18 protein-coding genes are annotated in these 18568 nt (G+C 72.2%); 7 read left to right on the top strand and 11 right to left on the bottom strand.

What is annotated here, in order from left to right; all coding sequences use genetic code 11:
* Positions 1 to 48: 48 nt before the first annotated feature.
* Together KME66_RS02330 and KME66_RS02325 are read left to right on the top strand one after the other, a co-directional pair.
* Positions 49 to 1815: a discoidin domain-containing protein gene (locus KME66_RS02330; protein ID WP_216318356.1), complete on the top strand. Its 1767-nt coding sequence runs from the start codon at positions 49 to 51 to the stop codon at positions 1813 to 1815.
* A gap of 138 nt (positions 1816 to 1953) precedes the next feature.
* Positions 1954 to 2721 carry an isocitrate lyase/phosphoenolpyruvate mutase family protein gene (locus KME66_RS02325; RefSeq protein WP_073223760.1) on the top strand — a complete coding sequence of 256 codons (768 nt, stop codon included), beginning with the start codon at positions 1954 to 1956 and terminating at the stop codon, positions 2719 to 2721.
* A 124-nt stretch (positions 2722 to 2845) separates the two neighbouring features.
* Here the strand turns inward: KME66_RS02325 and KME66_RS02320 are convergent, their stop codons facing one another.
* From KME66_RS02320 to KME66_RS02305, 4 genes are read right to left on the bottom strand one after another with little or no spacing between them, the layout of a single operon-like run.
* Positions 2846 to 4207 (bottom strand): GH1 family beta-glucosidase, encoded by a 1362-nt coding sequence (locus KME66_RS02320; RefSeq protein ID WP_216329025.1) that lies wholly within the window; start codon positions 4205 to 4207, stop codon positions 2846 to 2848.
* Positions 4208 to 4227: 20 nt separating this feature from the next.
* Positions 4228 to 5106: a carbohydrate ABC transporter permease gene (locus KME66_RS02315; protein WP_216318354.1), complete on the bottom strand. Its 879-nt coding sequence runs from the start codon at positions 5104 to 5106 to the stop codon at positions 4228 to 4230.
* Positions 5099 to 6112 (bottom strand): carbohydrate ABC transporter permease, encoded by a 1014-nt coding sequence (locus KME66_RS02310; RefSeq protein ID WP_216318352.1) that lies wholly within the window; start codon positions 6110 to 6112, stop codon positions 5099 to 5101. Before KME66_RS02310 ends, KME66_RS02315 begins: the two co-directional genes overlap by 8 nt.
* An 11-nt stretch (positions 6113 to 6123) precedes the next feature.
* Positions 6124 to 7434: an ABC transporter substrate-binding protein gene (locus tag KME66_RS02305; protein ID WP_216318351.1), complete on the bottom strand. Its 1311-nt coding sequence runs from the start codon at positions 7432 to 7434 to the stop codon at positions 6124 to 6126.
* A gap of 142 nt (positions 7435 to 7576) precedes the next feature.
* Here KME66_RS02305 and KME66_RS02300 point away from each other — a divergent pair, with 142 nt between their 5' ends.
* Positions 7577 to 8908, top strand: coding sequence for an ROK family transcriptional regulator (locus KME66_RS02300; RefSeq protein ID WP_073223756.1), 1332 nt, complete (start codon positions 7577 to 7579; stop codon positions 8906 to 8908).
* Here KME66_RS02300 and KME66_RS02295 read toward each other — a convergent pair.
* Both KME66_RS02295 and KME66_RS02290 read right to left on the bottom strand, forming a co-directional pair.
* Positions 8901 to 9404, bottom strand: a complete 504-nt coding sequence (locus tag KME66_RS02295; RefSeq protein ID WP_216318348.1) for an NUDIX domain-containing protein — start codon at positions 9402 to 9404, stop codon at positions 8901 to 8903. The two genes, KME66_RS02300 and KME66_RS02295, sit on opposite strands and share 8 nt — an antisense overlap.
* A 58-nt stretch (positions 9405 to 9462) precedes the next feature.
* Positions 9463 to 10680, bottom strand: coding sequence for a LacI family DNA-binding transcriptional regulator (locus tag KME66_RS02290; protein ID WP_216318345.1), 1218 nt, complete (start codon positions 10678 to 10680; stop codon positions 9463 to 9465).
* 344 nt (positions 10681 to 11024) lie between these two features.
* On the opposite strand from KME66_RS02290, the gene KME66_RS02285 reads away from it, so the two are divergent.
* Positions 11025 to 12371 carry a transglycosylase family protein gene (locus KME66_RS02285; RefSeq protein WP_216318342.1) on the top strand — a complete coding sequence of 449 codons (1347 nt, stop codon included), beginning with the start codon at positions 11025 to 11027 and terminating at the stop codon, positions 12369 to 12371.
* 77 nt (positions 12372 to 12448) lie between these two features.
* Here KME66_RS02285 and KME66_RS02280 read toward each other — a convergent pair whose 3' ends face one another.
* Complete coding sequence (locus KME66_RS02280; protein WP_216318339.1) at positions 12449 to 13645, bottom strand: DMT family transporter; 1197 nt, start codon at positions 13643 to 13645, stop codon at positions 12449 to 12451.
* Between the two features lie 245 nt (positions 13646 to 13890).
* Between KME66_RS02280 and KME66_RS02275 the strand changes: the two genes are divergently transcribed.
* The gene (locus tag KME66_RS02275) at positions 13891 to 14595 is read left to right on the top strand and encodes a (2Fe-2S)-binding protein (protein WP_216318336.1); all 705 of its coding nucleotides are present in this window, start codon (positions 13891 to 13893) and stop codon (positions 14593 to 14595) included.
* A gap of 50 nt (positions 14596 to 14645) precedes the next feature.
* Here the strand turns inward: KME66_RS02275 and KME66_RS02270 are convergent, their stop codons facing one another.
* Both KME66_RS02270 and KME66_RS02265 read right to left on the bottom strand, forming a co-directional pair.
* Positions 14646 to 15008, bottom strand: a complete 363-nt coding sequence (locus KME66_RS02270; protein ID WP_073223751.1) for an STAS domain-containing protein — start codon at positions 15006 to 15008, stop codon at positions 14646 to 14648.
* A gap of 224 nt (positions 15009 to 15232) precedes the next feature.
* On the bottom strand, positions 15233 to 15748 hold the full coding sequence (locus KME66_RS02265; RefSeq protein ID WP_073223750.1) for a MarR family transcriptional regulator: 516 nt from the start codon (positions 15746 to 15748) through the stop codon (positions 15233 to 15235).
* Between the two features lie 86 nt (positions 15749 to 15834).
* Between KME66_RS02265 and KME66_RS02260 the strand changes: the two genes are divergently transcribed.
* Positions 15835 to 17004 (top strand): PP2C family protein-serine/threonine phosphatase, encoded by a 1170-nt coding sequence (locus KME66_RS02260; RefSeq protein ID WP_216318333.1) that lies wholly within the window; start codon positions 15835 to 15837, stop codon positions 17002 to 17004.
* A gap of 68 nt (positions 17005 to 17072) precedes the next feature.
* Here the strand turns inward: KME66_RS02260 and KME66_RS02255 are convergent, their stop codons facing one another.
* Positions 17073 to 17456, bottom strand: a complete 384-nt coding sequence (locus KME66_RS02255; RefSeq protein WP_073223748.1) for a helix-turn-helix domain-containing protein — start codon at positions 17454 to 17456, stop codon at positions 17073 to 17075.
* Positions 17457 to 17600: 144 nt separating this feature from the next.
* On the opposite strand from KME66_RS02255, the gene KME66_RS02250 reads away from it, so the two are divergent.
* The gene (locus KME66_RS02250) at positions 17601 to 18011 is read left to right on the top strand and encodes a RidA family protein (protein ID WP_216318330.1); all 411 of its coding nucleotides are present in this window, start codon (positions 17601 to 17603) and stop codon (positions 18009 to 18011) included.
* A 40-nt stretch (positions 18012 to 18051) separates the two neighbouring features.
* Here the strand turns inward: KME66_RS02250 and KME66_RS02245 are convergent, their stop codons facing one another.
* Complete coding sequence (locus tag KME66_RS02245) at positions 18052 to 18543, bottom strand: ATP-binding protein (protein WP_216318327.1); 492 nt, start codon at positions 18541 to 18543, stop codon at positions 18052 to 18054.
* Between the last annotated feature and the right edge of the window lie 25 nt (positions 18544 to 18568).

The following is an 18568-nucleotide window of genomic DNA, read 5'->3' as shown; positions in this document are numbered from 1 at the left end:
CCGGCGCCCCCACCCGCACCCCGACTCCCGTGAGGAGCTTCTCCCCCCATGATCACGTTGCGCTCTCGACGACCGGCCCGCCCCCGTGGCCGTACCACCGCACGCCTCGCCGTCGCCGGACTCCTGGCCGCCACGGCGGCCGCCCTGCCGGTGCCCACCGCACAGGCCGCCGGAAGTGTGGTGAAGGTGACCGGCTCCCAGGGGGCCTGGCAGCTGACCGTGGACGGCGCCCCGTACACCGTGAAGGGCCTGACCTGGGGCCCGTCCGTCGCGGACGCCGGGCGGTACCTGCCCGACGTGAGGACGATGGGCGTCAACACGATCCGTACCTGGGGCACCGACGCCACCAGGAAGCCCCTGCTGGACAGCGCGGCCGAGAACGGCATCAAGGTGATCGCCGGGTTCTGGCTGCAGCCGGGCGGCGGTCCCGGCAGCGGCGGCTGTGTGAACTACCTGACGGACACCGCGTACAAGAACGACATGCTCGCCGAGTTCCCGAAGTGGGTGGATGCCTACAAGGACCATCAGGGCGTTCTCATGTGGAACGTCGGCAACGAGTCGGTGCTCGGCCTGCAGAACTGCTACACCGGCGACGAGTTGGAGCGGCAGCGCGACGCGTACACCACCTTCGTCAACGAGATCGCCAGGAAGATCCACGCGGTCGACCCGAACCACCCGGTCACCTCCACCGACGCCTGGACCGGGGCCTGGCCGTACTACAGGAAGAACGCGCCCGACCTCGACCTGTACGCGGTCAACTCCTACGACGCGGTGTGCGACATCCGCGCCACCTGGGAGAGCGGCGGCTACGACAAGCCCTACCTCGTCACCGAGGGCGGGCCCGCCGGCGAGTGGGAGGTCCCGGACGACGCCAACGGGGTCCCGGACGAACCCTCCGACGTGGCGAAGGCGGCGGGCTACCAGCGCGCCTGGGACTGCGTCACCGGGCATCGAGGGGTGTCGCTGGGGGCCACGCTGTTCCACTACGGCACTGAGTACGACTTCGGCGGCGTCTGGTTCAACCTGCTCCCGGCGGGCCAGAAGCGGCTCTCGTACTACGCGGTGAAGGAGGCGTACGGGGCGGACACCTCCGGTGACAACACCCCGCCCGTCATCAGCGGCATGGCCGTCGACCACGCCTCCGCCGTCGAGGCGGGCAAACCGTTCACGTTCAGGGCGTCCGTCTCCGACCCCGACGGCGACGCTCTCACCCACCAGGTGCTGCTCAACTCCAAGTACATCGACGGCAGCGACCAGTTGACGGACACCGGCTTCACCGACCGCGGCGACGGCACCTTCGAGGCCACCGCGCCGGACAAGCTCGGCGTCTGGAAGGTCTACCTCAAGTCGGCCGACGGGAGGGGCAACGTCGGCATCGAGACGCAGTCCTTCACGGTGGTTCCGCCGAAGGTCGACGGGGTGAACCTGGCCGCCGGCAAGCCCGCCGGTGCGTCGTCGTTCCAGCCGGACGGCGCCGGCTGCCCCTGCCCGGCGGCCAACGCCGTCGACGGCTCCCTCGACACCCGCTGGGCCAGCGAGTGGGCCGACCGGCAGTGGATCCAGGTCGACCTGGGCGCGACCACCTCCTTCGATCACGTCCAGCTGGTCTGGGAGGCCGCCTATGCCAAGGCGTACACCCTCCAGACCTCGGACAACGGCCAGGACTGGCACACGGTCCACACCGAGACGGCGGGCGACGGCGGCATCGACGACCTCCGGGTCGCCGGCAACGCGCGCTACGTCCGGGTGAGCGCCACCGAGCGCGGCACCCCGTGGGGCTACTCCCTCTACGAGTTCGGCGTCTACCGGAGCTGATCCGACGGGGCCCGCAAGCCCTCCGCGCCGTCCCATCCCCGCTGTCGGCGCGGCGGGAGCCGGCGGCGGCCACGGACCTCCGTGGCCGCCGCCGGCTCGTCACGTTGCTCCCGGGAGATGCGGGGTAGCGTCCTCGGCATGGACTTGCGAACCACTGTCGAGCGCGCCCAGCGCCTCAAGCAACTGCATACCGAACACAAGCCGCTCGTGCTGCCCACCGTCTGGGACGTCTGGTCCGCGCGGACCGCGGCCGCCGCCGGCTTTCCCGCGCTGACGATCGGCAGCCACCCGCTGGCCGACTCCCGGGGGGCCGAAGACCAGGAGGGCCAGACCTTCGAGGAGGTGCTCGCCGCCGTCAGGCCGGTCATCGCGGCGGTCGACGTCCCCGTGTCGGTGGACCTCGAATCCGGCTACGGGCAGAAGCCCGCGGATCTCGTGGCCGGTCTGATCGAGGCCGGCGGTGCCGGTCTCAACATCGAGGACACCGTCCACTCGGAGGGCGGACGCCTGCGCGGCACCCAGGAGCACGCGAGCTATGTCGCGGGTCTGCGCGCGGCGGCCGACGACGCGGGGGTCCCGGTCTGGGTCAACGGGCGCACCGACCTCTTCGTGCACGCGGAGAAGCCCTCCGACGTCCTCGGCGACGTGATCGAGCGGCTGCGGGCCCTGGAGCAGGCCGGCGCCGACAGCGTCTACCCGGTGCGGATCCAGGACGACGACGAGCTGCTCGCGGCGGTCATCGCGGCCGTCGGCGTTCCGGTCAACACCACGGCGCATCCCGTGAAGCACGACCTGGAGCGGTTCCGCCGCCTCGGTGTCGGCCGCATCACCTATGGTCCGCTGCTGCAGTTCGCGCTGACGGACGCGATGAAGGACATGCTGAAGCCGTGGGCGTCCTTGTCCTAGGACGGGGTGTCGCACGGCGGGCGGACAGAGCGACGACAGGCCCGGAGGCCGCCCGGCCGTGCGAAAGCCCTCCGGCGGCGGCGGGGATCCGCCGCCGCCGGAGGGGCGGCCATGCCGGGAGAGGTCAGGCGGCCGTCCGGCCGTCGCGGCGGGCCGCGTGCTCCCGGACCAGCTCCGCGTACCGGAGCCCGCTGCTCTTGACCGTACGGCGCTGGGTCGCGTAGTCCACGTGAACCAGGCCGAACCGCTTGGCGTAGCCGTACGCCCACTCGAAGTTGTCCATCAGGGACCAGGCGAAGTACCCGGCCAGCGGGGCTCCCCCGGCGACCGCGCGGGCGCAGGCGGCGAGGTGCTCCTCCAGATAGCGGACGCGCTCCGGATCGTGCACCGATCCGTCCGCCGCGACGACGTCCTCGTACGCGGATCCGTTCTCGGTGACGTAGATCCGCTGGACGCCGTACTCCTCGGTCAGCCGGAGCAACAGCCGCTCCAGGCCCTCCGCGTGGACCTCCCAGTCCATGTGGGTGAGCCGGGCGCCCGGGACGGGGACCTGCCGGGCGTGCGGGGCGGTCCCGTCGGGGTCGGCGGTGACGATCTGCCGGAAATAGTAATTCAGGCCCAGCCAGTCCAGCGGGGCCGCGATCGTCTCCAGGTCACCTGCTCGGAGGGGGAGTTCGACGCCGTACTCCGCCACCATGTCCTGCGGGTAGCCGCGCCCCATGACCGGGTCCAGCCACCAGCGGTTGATGTGGCCGTCGGTGCGGCGGGCGGCGGCGAGGTCGGCCTCACTCCCGCTCGCCGGCTCGATCGGGCTGAGGTTGTTGACGATGCCGACCCGGGCGTCGGAGGAGGCCGCCCGGATCGCCTGGACGGCGAGACCGTGGCCCAGGTGCAGGTGGCAGGAGGCGCGCACCGCGGCGGTCAGGTCGGTGAGACCCGGTGCCATCCGGCCCTCCAGGTGCCCGATCCAGGCCGAGCACAGCGGTTCGTTGAGCGTCGCCCAGTCCTTGACTCGGTCGCCCAGCCGCTCCACCACACGGGAGGCGTACGCCGCGAAGTGCTCGGAGGTCTCCCGTACGGTCCAGCCGCCCCGGTCCTGGAGCACCTGCGGCAGGTCCCAGTGGTAGAGCGTGGCGAACGGCGTGACGCCCGCTTCCAGGAGACCGTCCACAAGCCGGTCGTAGAAGTCCAGCCCCGCCTTGTTGACCGGCCCGTCGCCGCCGGGCACGACGCGCGGCCAGGCGATGGAGAAGCGGTAGGCGTCCGCGCCCAGTTGCTTGATCAGGCCGATGTCCTCAGGGACCCGGTGGTAGTGGTCGCAGGCGGTGTCGCCGGTGTCGCCGCCGTCGACCTTGCCCGGGGTGTGCGAGAACGTGTCCCAGATGGATGGCGAGCGGCCGTCCTCCGCGACGGCTCCCTCGATCTGGTACGCGGCGGTGGCGACGCCCCAGGTGAAATCGGCCGGGAGCGCGGTGAGGTCGGACACGGACTGCCTTTCTGTGAAGGTCACTTGACGGCTCCGGCGGTGAGGCCCGCGACCAGGTAGCGCTGGAGCAGCAGGAAGCCGACGACGATCGGGACGCTGACGACGAGGGACGCGGCCATGACCTGGTTCCAGTACACGTCGTTCTGCGTGGCGTAGCCCTGGAGGCCGACGGAGAGGGTCCGGGTGGCGTCGTTCGTCATGACGGAGGCGAAGAGCACTTCGCCCCAGGCTGTCATGAAGGAGTAGACGGACACGGCGACGATCCCGGGCACGGCGGCCGGTACGACGACCTGGAACAGGGCGCGGACGGGTCCGCAGCCGTCGACCAGGGCCGCTTCGTCGAGGTCGCGGGGGATGGAGTCGAAGTAGCCGATCAGCATCCAGATGGAGAACGGCAGCGAGAACGTGAGGTAGGTGAGGATGAGTCCGCCGCGCGAGCCGTAGAGCGCGACGCCGGTGCTGTTGCCGATGTTGACGAAGATGAGGAAGAGCGGGAGCAGGAAGAGGATGCCCGGGAACATCTGCGTCGAGAGCACCGTGACGGTGAAGACCCGCTTCCCGCGGAAGCGGTAGCGGCTCACCGCGTAGGCCGAGAACACCGCGATGGTCACCGACAGCACCGTCGCCGAACCCGCCACGATCAGCGAGTTGACGAAGTACTTGGCGAGCGGGACGGTCTCCCAGATGTCGAAGTACGGCTGGACGGTCAGCGTGGACGGCAGCCACTGGAACTTCCCCGACACGTCCTGGAGCGGCTTCAGCGAGCTGCTGACCATGACGTAGACCGGCAGCAGGACGAAGCCGGCGAGCAGGGTCAGGACGATGCGCCGGGTCCACAGGAAGGACCGCGGGGCCGCCATCGGCGACCGGGGCCGGGCCGACCGGGTGAGGCTAGACATCGGCGCCCTTCCTTCCGCGCGTGGTGAAGAACAGGTAGGCGGCCGTCACGATCAGCAGGAAGAGCAGCAGGAGGACGGACATCGCCGATCCGGTGCCGAAGTTCCAGGTGACGAACGACGACTGGTAGATGTGGATCGAGATGAGGTCCGCGTTCTCCGGGGCCGACTTCCCGAACAGCACGAACGGGGTGTTGAAGTCGTTGAACGTCCAGAGGAAGAGCACGAGGACCAGCACCTGGTTGACCGGGCGCAGCGAGGGCAGCGTGATCCGGCGGATCTGCTGCCAGATGCCCGCGCCGTCGATCGAGGCGGCCTCGTACAGTTCGCGCGGGATGTTCTGGAGGCCGGCCATCAGCATGAGGAAGGCGAACGGCCAGCCCTTCCACACCGAGACGATGATCAGGGTGTAGAGGCTGTTCTCGCCGATCAGCCAGAACGAGGGCTCATCCGTGATGCCGAGCTGGTCGTGCAGCACGTGGTTGACCAGTCCGTTGTCCCGCTGGAACATGAACGCCCACGTGATGACGGCCGCGTAGACCGGCAGGGCGTAGGGGACGAGGAAGATCGTCCGCAGCACGCCCCGGCCCCGGAAGCTCTCCTGGAGGAGGATCGCGGCGGCCGTGCCGAGCAGCCAGGCGAGGCCGACGGAGAAGAACGTGAAGACGCAGGTGACGAAGAACGAGTGGAGCAGGGCCTCGCCGATCGGCGCGTCGATGTCGACGGCGATCTTGTAGTTGTCGAGGCCGGACCAGGGCGCGGCGCCCCAGTCGCTGATGAAGAACTGGGTGAGCTGCCGGAAGCTCATCACGATCCCGATGACCATCGGGATGATGTGGATGAGGAGTTCCAGCAGGACGGCGGGCAGCAGCAGGAGGTAGGGCAGTCCGCCTTGGCGGATCCGGTCGGGGATGCGCGGCAGTCTCCCGCGCGCACCCCCGGTGCCCCGGCTCGTTCCCCTGCTGGTCGACGTGTCGGCCTCGGGGTCCGTGATGACGGTGGCGGTCATGGATCAGGGCCTCACTGCTGCATCGTCTGCTGGGCCTTTTCGAGACGCTCCCTGACCGACTCGTCGGTCACCGGGCGTCCGGCCGCCGCGTCCGCCCACAGCTCCTTGACCGCCGTGCCCACGGCCGTCTCGAACTGCGACTCGTTGGGGACCTGGGGGAGCGGGGCGGCGCTGGTGGCGAGGGTGTCGCGCAGGACCTTGAGATCGGGGGCGGCGAACGCGTCGTCGGCCTGGGCGGCCTTGACCGGCGGGATGGAGCCGTAGGTCTTGTTGAGCAGCTTCTGCTCGGCGTCGCTCGTCATGAACTTCACGAACTTCTTCGCGCCGTCGATGTTCTTGCTGTTCTTGAACACCGCCATGTTGATGCCCGCGACCATGGAGTTGACCTGCGTGCCGGTGCCGGGGGCGCCCGAGGGCACCGGCACCGGGGCCGCGCCCCAGTCCTCCGGCTTCATCCCCTGGGCGGCGAAGGTGGAGGCGGCCGCCTGCCACAGCACCATCGCCGTCTTCCCCTTGGCGAAGTCGGTGAGCGACTGGTTCTGGGCGTACTCCGCGTTGCCCGGGGCGATGATCTTGTCCTTGGCCATGAAGTCGATGTACTGCTTCACCGCCGCGACCGCACCGTCCGAGGTGAACGTCGCCTTGCCGTCCTGGTCGAAGAAGTCGGCGCCGTGCTGCCGGCCGAGGACGAAGGTCTGGTGGATGTTGTTGGAGAGGTTCCCGCCCTCGGCGCCCAGACCCCACTTGCCGTCCTTGGATATCCTCTTGCCGGTCGCGACCAGCTCGTCCCAGGTGGCCGGGGGCTTCTCGATGCCCGCCTCGGCGAACATCTTCTTGTTGTAGTAGAGGGCGTACGCCAGCGAGTACAGCGGTACGGCGGCGGGCGGTTCGCCCTCCTTGCCGGCCGAGGCGACCGCCGAGTCGACGAAGCGGTCCCGGCCGCCGATCGCCTCGAAGTTCGCCTCGTCCCACGGCAGGAGCGCGCCGGTCGCCTGGAGCGAGGCCGACCAGGTGTTGCCGATGTTCAGCACGTCCGGGCCCTGACCGGAGGTGGTGGCGGCGAGGATCCGGTTCAGCAGGTCGGCCCACGGCACGACCTCCAGCTTCACCTTGATCCCGGTCTCCTTCTCGAACTTCTTCAGTTCGGGAGTGAGGATCTCCTTGTCGGCCTCGATGCTGGGGCCCTGGTTGGACGCCCAGTAGGTGAGGGTCTTCGGCGACGCGTTGCCGCCGCCCGACGTGGTCCCGCCGCCGCAGCCGGTGGCGGCCACGGCGATGGAGAGGGCGAGGGTGACGGCGCTTGCGGCTCTGAGGTGACGCATGAGAGGTGGCCCCTTTCCGGGGATGGCTGCGTTCGGGAACCGAACGGCCTCCATGACTTAATTTATGCCGTGATTTAAGAGGTGAGAGAAGGTCGCGTCAAGGCCTTGGGCCGGGGTATGTTCCTGGACGGGAAGGAGCACCATGGCCGAGCGCAACAGACGAACCGTGCGTGACCTGCGGCGGGGCAACCGGGCACGCGTATTGCAACGGTTGTATTTCGACGGCCCGTTGAGCCGTCAGGAGCTCGGCCCGGTCACGGGCCTGAGTTCAGGTTCCATCAGCAATGTCGTCGCGGAACTGTCCGCCGAGGGCCTGCTGGAGGAGGCCGGCGTCGTCGACTCCGACGGCGGCCGCCCCCGTACGCTGCTGCGCGTCGCTCCGGACGGCGGCCTCCTCGTCGGCATCGACATCGGCGAGACCCGTGTCCGCGTCGAGCTGTTCGACCTGTCGCTCACCGAACTGGCCCGCACGGAAAGGCTGCTGGCCCAGCACGGTTACGACGTCGAGCGCATCGTCGCCCACGTCCGCACCGGCGTCGCGGACGTGCTGCGCGACGCGGGCGCCGATCCGCGACGGCTCCTCGGGATCGGGATCGGGGTCCCCGGCATCATCGAGCGCGACGGCCCCGAAGGCCCCGACGGCACCAGCGGCGCGGTCGTGCACGGCCAGACGATCGGCTGGCGCGCGGTCCCCTTCGAACACCTGCTGCGGGAGGCGGTCGACGTGCCGCCCGAGGTGCCGCTCTTCATCGACAACGGCGCCAAGACGCTCGGCCAGGCCGAGATGTGGTTCGGCGGCGGCCGGGGCGCGGGCGCCGCCGCCATCGCGCTGATCGGCTCGGGCGTGGGCGCCTGCGTCGACCACGGCGACGTCCTCGACGAGGACCGCACCAGCCTCGCGCTCGAATGGGGCCACACCACCGTCCAGTTGCGCGGCCGCCGGTGCCGCTGCGGCTCCATCGGCTGCCTGGAGGCGTACGCGGGTGCCGAAGCCCTGCGCGAGCGCTGGCGGGAGGCGGGCGGCCCGCTGCCCGAGGACGCCGACGACGAGACCGCGCTCGCCGCCCTGCTCGCCGCCGCCTTTCCGGGACGGGGCGGCACCCCGGATCCGGTGGCCCTCGCGCTGCTCGACGAGACGGCCGAATGCCTCGGCGCGGCCCTCGCGGACCTGGTGAACCTCTTCCTGCCCGAGCGGATCCTGATCGGCGGCTGGGCGGGCCTGCTCCTCGGCCCCCGCCTGCTGCCCGAGATCCGCCGGTACGCGAGCGAGTACGCCCTGAGCCACGCGGCGGCCCGCACCACCATCGAGATGGGCCGACTCGGCCCGGACGCGGTCACCGTGGGCGCGGCCACGCTCCCGCTCGCGGACTTCCTGACCCGAGGAGGCAGCCGCCCGGAGCCGGGCGGCGGCGGAACGCCACCGCGGACGGCCGTCGAGGCGGTACGGGAGCGCCACCGGACCCCGGTCATCTGAGGGGGCCCGCCTCGTCGGGCCGGCCTGCCGCCTCGCCCCGCGCGACCCAGCGCGGGTCCACCCGGCCCAGGTGTGCGTCCTGGCCGTCGGCGAGCGGGTGGGCCAGGGGGAGCGGCGCGAACCGGCAGGCGAACCGCATCCCGGCGTCGCCGCCGTCGCCGCTGACCCGGTGCTCCCACTCCACCGGGCCCTGTGATGGCGCGTCGAGCAGGAGAAAGGTGGTCAGCCGGGGCTGCCCGGTCTCGGGGTGCGGCCGCCCGTCCACGGCGATCCGCCGCACGACGCGGGCCCCGGTCAGCCCGCTCTCCTCGGCGACCTCGCGCAGAACCGCGCGCTCCGGACCCTCGCCGGGCGCGACACCGCCCGCCGGAACCTGGGTGCCGGCCCCGGGGAAGTCCGTGTGGTCGAACACCAGCAGGGCGGGGGAGGGGTGGCGCCGGATCACATACGCGGCGACCCGGGCGCGCGGCGGGGGCGCGGGCGAGGCAGTGGTCATGAACCGCATCCTCGCGTACACCGGCGAGCCCCCGCCCGGCAGGCCCGTGCGCAGGCGCTCAGGCGGATTCCCGCACCACCAGCTCCGGTTCGAAGATCACGGAAGTCACCGGACCGTCCGGCCGGGCGAGCCGGTCCAGCAGCAGACGCGTCATCTCGGCGGCCATCTCCTCCACCGGCTGGCGGACCGTGGTCAGCGGCGGACGGCAGGCGAGGGCCGCGCTGCTGTCGTCGAAGCCGACCACCGCCACGTCCTGCGGCACCGAGCGGCCGTGCTCCCGCAGGACATGGCAGGCGCCCAGGGCCATCAGGTCGTTGGCGGCGAAGACCCCGTCCAGATCCGGGTGTTCCGTCAGCAGCCGCGCCATCGCCGCCTCGCCGCTCTCCTGGGTGAACTGCCCCTCGGCGACGGGGATGCAGGCGTGCCCGTGGCGTGCCATGGTGTCCCGGAATCCCGTCAGACGTGCCTGTCCGGCCGGGACGTCCAGGGGACCGCTGATCGTCGCCGGCCGGCGGCAGCCCCGGCCGAGCAGATGCTCGGCGGCCAGCCGTGCTCCGTCCTGGTGCGCCAGGTCGACGTAGCTGACCGGGACCGGTCGCGCCGGGCGGGCGAACAGCACCGCCGCCAGGCCGGCTTCGGCGATCAGGGCGGGCAGCGGGTCCTCGGCGTGCGTGGAGACGACCAGGGCACCGTCCGCGCTGCCCTGGCGCAGGTACGCCACCACCTCCTCGCGCGCCCGCGGGGACTCCGCGAACATCAGCACCGGGTGCATCCCGTGCGGCCGCAGGGAGCCGACCACCCCGGTCACCACCCGGCCGAAGAACGGGTCGGCGAAGACCTGAGCGGTGAACGAACTCCCGTCCCCGCGCGCTCCGGCCTCCGGCTCGAACCCGGACGCCCCGGTCCCGGAGGCCGCGGTGGTCCCCGGCGCCGCGGTGGTCCCGGAGCCCGCGGTGTTCCCGGCCTTCAACCCGCTGCCGCGCATCCCGGCGGAGACCCCGGTGCCGGGGGAGGCCCCCGGCGCCTCCCCCGGCTCGACGCCCGCGCCCGACACGACCAGCGCGACGGCGTCGGCCCGCCGGGTGACCAGGGACCGCGCCGCCCGGTTCGGGGTGTAGCCCGTGACGGAGACCGCCTGCCGGACCGCCTGCTGGATCTCCGGGTCGACATTGCGTACGCCGTTGACGACCCGGGAGACGGTGGCCCGTGAGACACCGGCCGCTCGTGCCACGTCCTCCAGGGTGGGTGCTGCGGCCGCCCGCCGATCATCTGTCATGGGCGCCTTTATAGCACCGATGGAGAGCGCTCTCCACGAGTGGGCCGCGCCTGCCTGGCCTTGACGGGCCGACGCCGTGTCCCAGGCCAGGAGATGTCGCGGCAGGCCCGGGACGGTGCGGGCGGCGCGGAGCCGGCGGCGCTCGCGGAGGTGGCCGTGCGGGTCCGGCCGGAGGAGTCCGCGAGGGACTGAACCCGCCCGGCCGAGGGGGGAGTTCCGGGCGGCGGTATTCGGCCACGGGCGGGCCGGCGGCGGCCGAGTATCACGTTTTGCTTGTGATCAGTCACGGTGCGGACCTACGTTGCCCCTTGCGAGATGTACCGAAGCCAGTGGGGGAGCCACGTATGGCCGCGACCGGACGGCACCGCAGATACCAGCCCAGTCGGATCAACCGAGCCTCGCTGACGGTGACGGCGGGCGGTGCGGGCCTCGCGCTCCCGCTCATCACCGCGGCCTCGGCCGGGGCCGCCTCGGGCGAGGTCTGGGAGAAGGTCGCCGCCTGCGAGTCCAGCGGCAACTGGGCCGTCAACACCGGCAACGGCTACTACGGCGGGCTGCAGTTCAGCGGCTCCACCTGGGCCGCCTTCGGCGGAACGCAGTACGCGCCACGCGCCGACCTCGCCACCCGGGACCAGCAGATCGCCATTGCCGAGCGGGTGCTCGACGGGCAGGGGCCCGGGGCCTGGCCCACGTGTTCCGTGCGGGCGGGGCTCACGCGGGGCGGTGACGCACCCCGGACCGGAACGGCCCCGCAGAGCGCGGGCAGCCGGACCGTCCAGGCAGCGGCTCCGCAGAGCGCTCCGCCCAGGCAGCCGCAGACCCGGCCCGCCGCGGCGACGCCCACCCATGTGCCGGGCAAGCGTGATGCGTACACGGTCACCAGCGGGGACTCCCTCTCCGGAATCGCGTCCGCCCAGCGGGTCCCCGGCGGCTGGCAGGGCCTCTACGCCGCCAACCGCACCGTCGTCGGGGACGACCCGGACCTGATCTTCCCCGGACAGCGGCTGCGTCTGGACGGGAGCCGGTCTCCGAAGGCGGGGGAGGGCACGAGCGCCGGGAAGCCCACGCGGCAGACCGCCCCGAAGCCCTCGGCCCCCGCCCCCGGCAGGACGGACCGGCACGCCGAGGCCAAGAAGGAAACCCCGAAGCGGGAAGCCCCGAAGAAGGAGACCCCGAAACAGAAGGCGCCCGAGAAGGAAGCGCCCAAGCAGCAGGCCCCGAAGAAGGAGGCGCCGAAGAAGGCCGCCCCCGAGAAGGAGCAGCCCGCTTCGGAACGGGCCGTGCAGCACTCCGGATTCAGTGCCCCCGTCGCCGCCGGCACCGGCACCCCGTACCGTCAGGCCGGTTCCTGGTCGAGCGGCTACCACACCGGCGTGGACTTCCCCGTACCCACCGGGACGTCCGTGAAGTCGGTGGCCCCCGGCCGCGTCGTCTCGGCCGGCTGGGCGGGAGCGTACGGCTACGAGGTCGTCATCCGGCACAGTGACGGCAAGTACAGCCAGTACGCCCATCTCTCCGCGCTGCACGTGCGCGCCGGGCAGTCGGTCTCCGGCGGACAGCGCATCGCCCGCTCCGGTTCCACGGGCAACAGCACAGGGCCCCACCTGCACTTCGAGATCCGTACGGGCCCCGGCTACGGCTCGGACGTCGACCCGCTCGCCTATCTGCGAGCCGGCGGCGTCAGGGTCTGACCACCGGCCGCCCTGCCCGCGGGCAGGGCGGCGCCGGATCCAGCCGTCCGCCTCGCCCGCGAGCCGGAGGCGGCGGGTCAGGTCGTCTCCTGCCTCCGGGCGGGCGGCATCACCGTGTGAACCCTGCGCTCGGTACGGGAGCGCCGCAAGGTGGCTCCGCCGCGCCGCTGCTGCTCCCCGAGCGGGCCCGGCGTGCCGAACCCCACCTGCGGCACGGCGCTCCCCGGCGGCAGTGGCGACGACGTCCCCGCCCTCGGCAGCTGACCCGAGGCCGGTTCCGGCACGGCGGGCCCAGCAGGCACGCCGGGGGACAGCGGGGGACGCCCATGGTCCTGCTCCTCCGCGCCGCGGACCCCGTCCCCCTGGCCCGGGACCGCGCGCCGGGCCCCGCGGCCGGCCCGCCGGGAATGCACCGGCTCGGGGCCGGCCCCCGCCGCCTCGGCATGGGCCCGGCGCATCCGCTCCCGCGTCAGCATGATCAGGCCGGCGGCGGCCAGTGCTCCGCAGGAGAGGGCCAGCACGGTCCCGGGGACGCCGAGGCGGAAGTGCTCGCCGAACAGCGTGAGCCCGATGGCCGCGGCCACCACCGGGTTGACCACCGTCACCGTGGCCAGCGGAGCGGTGAGCCCGGCGCCCCGGTACGCGGCCTGGGACAGGAACAGGCCCGCCGCGGCGAGCCCGGCGATCACCAGCAGCGGCAACGCACCCGAGCGCACCGAACCGGACGTCCACTCCACGGCCACGGTCTTGGTGAACACCGAGGCCATACCGAACGCCGCGCCCGCGCCCGTGGCCAGGACGATGCTGCGCAGGACCGGCCGGCGCAGCGTACGGGAGAGGACGACGAGCGCGCCGACGGCCCCGAACGTCACCGAGGCCAGCAGTGCCTGCTCCGGGCCGTTCAGGGTGTGCGGTTCGGCGTTCCCCGTGAGCGCCAGCAGTCCGCCGAGCCCGGCCGTCGCCATCAGCGCCCCGCGCCACGCGGTCGCCCCGGCCCGCCGCCCGACGAACAGGGCCGCCATCGGCAGAGCGAAGACGATCGTGAGCGCCCCGAGGGGCTGGACCAGGCTGAGCGGACCGTAGGCGAGCGCCACCACGTGCAGGACCGCGCCGATCCCGTTGAGCACGACGGCGACCCACCACACCCCGTTGCGCAGCAGGGAGTTCCAGGCGTTGTCATCGGTCGCGGCCACGCGCTCCTGGATGATCGCCCCGGCCGCGTAGGCGACCGCGGAGACCAGTGACAGCAGCACGGACAACGCAAGGGAGCTCATGTACACCACGATGTCCCGTCCGGGGCCCCACGTCGTCGTCCTTGAGTCTCCACTTCGGCGTACTGCCCCAGGAGTACGCCCGTCGGACCGACGTCCTCCTCCCGACGGTAGTCCTGCCGCCCCCGGTCGTCAGAAGTTGCCGCCCGGCGGATACGGTGAGCCGCCGGGGCGGTACAGCCGGTATCCGCCGGGCCGGTCGCACGGGCCGGCCGCGGACGGACCGGACAACGGGGAAGGGGCGGGCCATGGACCTGGCACTACTGGCATCGGTCGGGGGATTCTTCGCGCTGCGGACCAGCCCGGTGCCGGGTGGCGGGCACCGGCCGCTGGAGCGGTTGTACGCGGGCGAGAACGCTCCGCTCGCCGCGCGTGTCGACCGGGTCGCCGCCCGGCTCCGGGCCCCCGAGCGCCGGGTCGCCGCCTCCATCGCCCACCTGGGGCTCGCCGCGCGGCTCTGGTCCATCGCCCTGGGCCCGGCCGCGCTGTTCGGGCGGATGCCCGCCCTGGCCCCCGGCGACCTGCACTGGGACCCGTCCGCCACCTCCCCGGACGACCTGTGGCTCGCGGGGACGGCCGAGCTGCCCGGCACGGCGGCCCGGATCCGGGCCGAGGTCCAGGACGGGCACCTGGCCCCGCTGGCCGAGGCGTTCCGGCGCGACGGGAACATCTCCCGGCAGCTGCTGCGCGGCAACGAGGGATCCGCGCTCGCCGGGGCCGTCCGCGAACTGGTCGCCTTCGCGCGTGCCCACGACCGGCCGGACGCCGCCGCGCGGGCCCGCGCGCTGGCGGCCGAGCTCTTCGACGACGAGACGCTGCGCGCCACCGGATCCCCGCACGGTACGGCGTTCCGGCGGCGCAGCTGCTGCCTGTACTGGCGCTGCCCCGGCGGCGGGCTGTGCGGGGACTGCGTGTTCGACCGGGTGCCCGGCCCGGCCCGTGCGGAGCCCTAGCCGGACCTCTCGTCACCCTGCCGCCTGCCGCGCGACCCTGGGTCCGGGCGTCAGGAAGGCAGTACGGCGTCGATGGCGTCGTCCACGGACGGCAGGACGGGCAGGGCGCTGTCGAGGCCGATCATGCCGATCAGGCGTCGCATGAACGGGGACGGGGCCGCCAGCCGCAGTCGGCCGCCGAGCGTGGTGTGCCCCTGAAGAAGCACGTTCACCGTCGTCGAATCCGCGAATCCGACGCCCGAGAGATCCACCACGACCGGGCCGGAACCGTCGTCGGCCGCCGAGGCCAGAGCCCGGCTCAAGGGGCCCACGTTGTCGATGTCGAGGTCACCCGAGACGGCGAGGACCAGAGCCTCCCGCTCCCGCCGCGTGATGATGCTGACGGCTCTGTCCTCGTTGGGCGATGAAAGCACGGAAGGCACCTCGGGCGGGATCGGAAGGGGAGTGGAGAGCCGTGTCGCCGGACGGGCCGGAAGCGTTCCGTCCCTGGTCGCGGCGGGATAACGGGATAACGATAGAAGTAACAGTTGCCATTTGACAACATTCACCATCGGGTAACAATCTGATCCCCGACGGGTGATCGTCCGGCCGTCGACGGCGGCGAGCCGATGGATGCGGAAGCAGGAGCTGGATGAGGCTAGGCGCTGTCGGCGACATCATTGCGGAGCGAGGCGGCGCCCGTCTCCCCCTGCGGGGAAAGTCGCTCCGAGGCCGCGGCGTGGAAGGCCGCGAGACCGTCCGTGAGCGCGGCCAGATCGGCCGGAGCCATCCGCTCCAGCACCGCGTTCAGCTCGGCGGCGCGCACGGCCCGGTATTCTTCGAGGAGGGCGCGGCCGCGCAGGCTCAGCCGCAGCTCGACCTCGCGTCGGCTGGTCGGGCTGGGCGCGCGCAGGACGAGCCCCATCGCCTCCATCCGGTCGCAGAGCCGGCTGACGGAGGGGGCGCGCGAGCCCAGGGCTTCGCCCAGGGCCCGGAGGTTGGCGCCTTCGTGCTTCTCGATGACGAGAAGAGCCCGAAGCTGGGAGGGCGATACGGCTCGAGAGGCTGCGGACTCCTGGCCTCGGCCCCACAACACCTCCAGCAGCTCCGAGGCGGCGACGGCGTAGGCGGACGGTTGTTCGCTACGGCGCGGGCGGAATCCTCGGTGGGGCATCCAGCCACTCTGTCATCCGTCGGCCCCACTTGTCAGCCCGGGTCCGGCCCCTACCACGTCACAGGACGAAGATTGCGCGAGAGACCGTGAACAGACGAACCCACATCGAGGCCGCGGTGCGGGCCGCCGCACCGCACGCCCTGCTGGCCACCCTGCGCACGGAGCTCATCAGTGCCTACGGGGCCCTCGCGGTGGAGCTGCACCTCGCCGACTACGGTCTGCGGTTTCTCACGTCGCTCGACGAGCCGGACGGCGAGAGCGAGCCGCTGTCCCTCCACAACAGCCCCGAGGGCCGGGCGTTCGGCAGTCAGGAGCCCCGCGAACAGCAGGTCCGGCACGACGACGCCGTCGATCATCATCTGCCCGTGACCGTCCGGGGCGAACGGCTCGGCATCCTCACCGTCCGGCTGCCCCAGACCCTGTCCACCCCGGAGCTGGTCGGCGAGCTCACCCACGTCGCCGACCTCCTGGGACACGAGATCCTGGTCGCCGAGCGGGACACCGACCTCTATCAGCGGGCCCGGCGCACCAGCCGTCTCACCCTCGCCGCCGAGATGCAGTGGCAGCTGCTGCCCGCCCGCGCCTGCACCGCCGCCGAGTTCGCCGTCGGCGCCCAGCTGGAGCCCGCGTACGCCATCCACGGCGACAACTTCGACTGGGCCGCGGACGCCGACGAGCTGACCCTCGCGGTGACCAACGGCATGGGCGAGGGCATACAGGCGTCCCTCCTCACCAACCTCGCCGTCAACGCGCTGCGCAACGCCCGCCGGGCGGGCATCGGCATCGCGGACCAGGCGGCCCTCGCCGACCAGGCTCTCTACGACCAGCACCGGGGCGCCGCGTACGTCTCCACCCTGCTGCTCCGCTTCGAGCTGGCGACCGGGCGGGTCGGCGTCGTCGACGCGGGATCGCCGCAGCTGTGGATCCAGCGCGGCCGCTCGGTCCGCCGGATCGAGCTGGAGGCGCAGCTTCCGCTCGGTATGTTCGAGGAGTCGCAGTACGCGGTCCAGGAGTTCCACGTCGAGCCCGGAGACCGGCTGCTGCTGTTCAGCGACGGCGTGTACGAGGCGGTGTCCCCGCTCGGTGAGGCGTACGGGGAGCGCATGCTGGCCCGCGCCATCCAGTCGACCCGGCTCCTGCCCGCCGCCACCGTCCCGCGCGCGATGCTCCGCGAGCTGGCCGAGTACCGGGGCACGGAGACGCTCGACGACGCGTTGGTGCTGTGCCTGGACTGGTTCGGCCGACAGGAGAGCTGACCGGACGGGCCGGCCCCGGGGTCTGTCGTCGGACGGCCGTCGCACGGCGGGCGGCGGTCCGACGGGCCCTAGCGTGCGTCGAAGGTGCGGCGGGAGGCCTCGATGTGGCCGATGTGCTCATGGGTCCAGTCGCACATCACATGGACCGTCCGCCGCAGGCCCTGCCCCGGCCCGGTGAGCGTGTACTCGACCCGCGGGGGCACGGTCGGGTGCACGCACCGCTCCACGAGTCCGTAGCGCTCCAGCATCCGCAGGTTCTGCGTGAGCATCTTGTGGCTGATGCCCTCGACCTCGCCCCGCAACTCGCTGAAGCGGAGGGTGCCGTCCCCCAGGGCCTCGATGATCAGCAGCGCCCACTTGTTGGCGACGTCGGAGAAGATCTCCCGTGCCAACGAGTCCGCGCGCCGCAGATCGGCGTCCTCGGGCGAGCCGCTGAACTGCTTGGTCACCATGAGGTTCCCCCGTCACCGAAAAGTGCGTTCTTCCGTCCCGACACACACTCTCCTATGGTTCCTGAGTAACCACAAGTGACCGGGAACCGTCCCGGTCCGGTGGAGAGCCGGGGGCGCGGCCCCCGGGACGAGGAGGCGACAACCATGGCCATCACCCTGGTGAACCCGAGCGGACTGCCGGAGATCGGCGCCTACCGGCAGGTGTCCGTCGCGACCGGATCGAAGCTGGTCTTCGTCGCCGGGCAGGTCGCCCGGGACGCGGACGGCGCCACCGTCGGTGCGGGCGACCTCGTCGCACAGGTCGAGCAGTGCTACCTCAACATCGGCACGGCCCTCGCCGCGGTCGGCGGCACCTTCGACGACGTGGCGAAGCTGACCGTCTACGTCGTCGACTGGACGCCCGACAAGATGCCGCTGTTCCTGGAGGGCGTGGCCCGAGCCGCTGCGGCACTGGGGACCACTCCCGTGCCGCCCGGCACGCTGGTGGGCGTCGCGGCCCTGGACGTCCCCGACCACCTGGTCGAGGTCGAGGCCACCGCTGTGCTCGGCTCCTGACCGAGGAGGCGCGGGGGAGGGGAGGGCGAGCCGGCCGGGCTCAGGTGCTGAGCTGGAACTCCGCGCGGATCCGCTTGCCCACCGGCACGCGCTCGGCGGTGAGCCGGTCGCAGAGCGCCACGACGATCTCCATGCCGTGGCCGCCGAGGCGGGACGGGTCGGGGGCGTACAGCACGGGCATGGCGGTGCTGCTGTCGTACACCGTGACGCTGATGAGCTGGGCGTTGCCCTCCAGCTCCAGCAGGTAGGGGCCGTGGCTGTACCGGTCGGCGTTGGTGACCAGCTCGCTGACGGCGAGCATCAGATCGCTGCGTGTGTGCTCGCCTATCGGAGCGAGGCACTCCACCGCGAGCCTCGTCAGGAAGCGGTCGGCGAGGGAGCGGGCCAGCGCGATGCAGCCCGGCTCACCGTCGAAGACCTCGGCGCTGAGCAGTACGTCGGTGGAAGGCAGCACGTCTGCGGAAGGCGGTACCTCAACGGAAGCCGGCCCCTGACCCGGTTCTTCCGGTGGGGAGGTGACCTGTTCGTTCATGTGCTCCAGCCAGGGCGCCGCAGTG

Source organism: Streptomyces sp. YPW6, from assembly GCF_018866325.1.
GTDB lineage: Bacteria > Actinomycetota > Actinomycetes > Streptomycetales > Streptomycetaceae > Streptomyces.
Note: the sequence above shows the minus strand (reverse complement) of the source record. Positions and strands in the feature narration are given on the sequence as shown.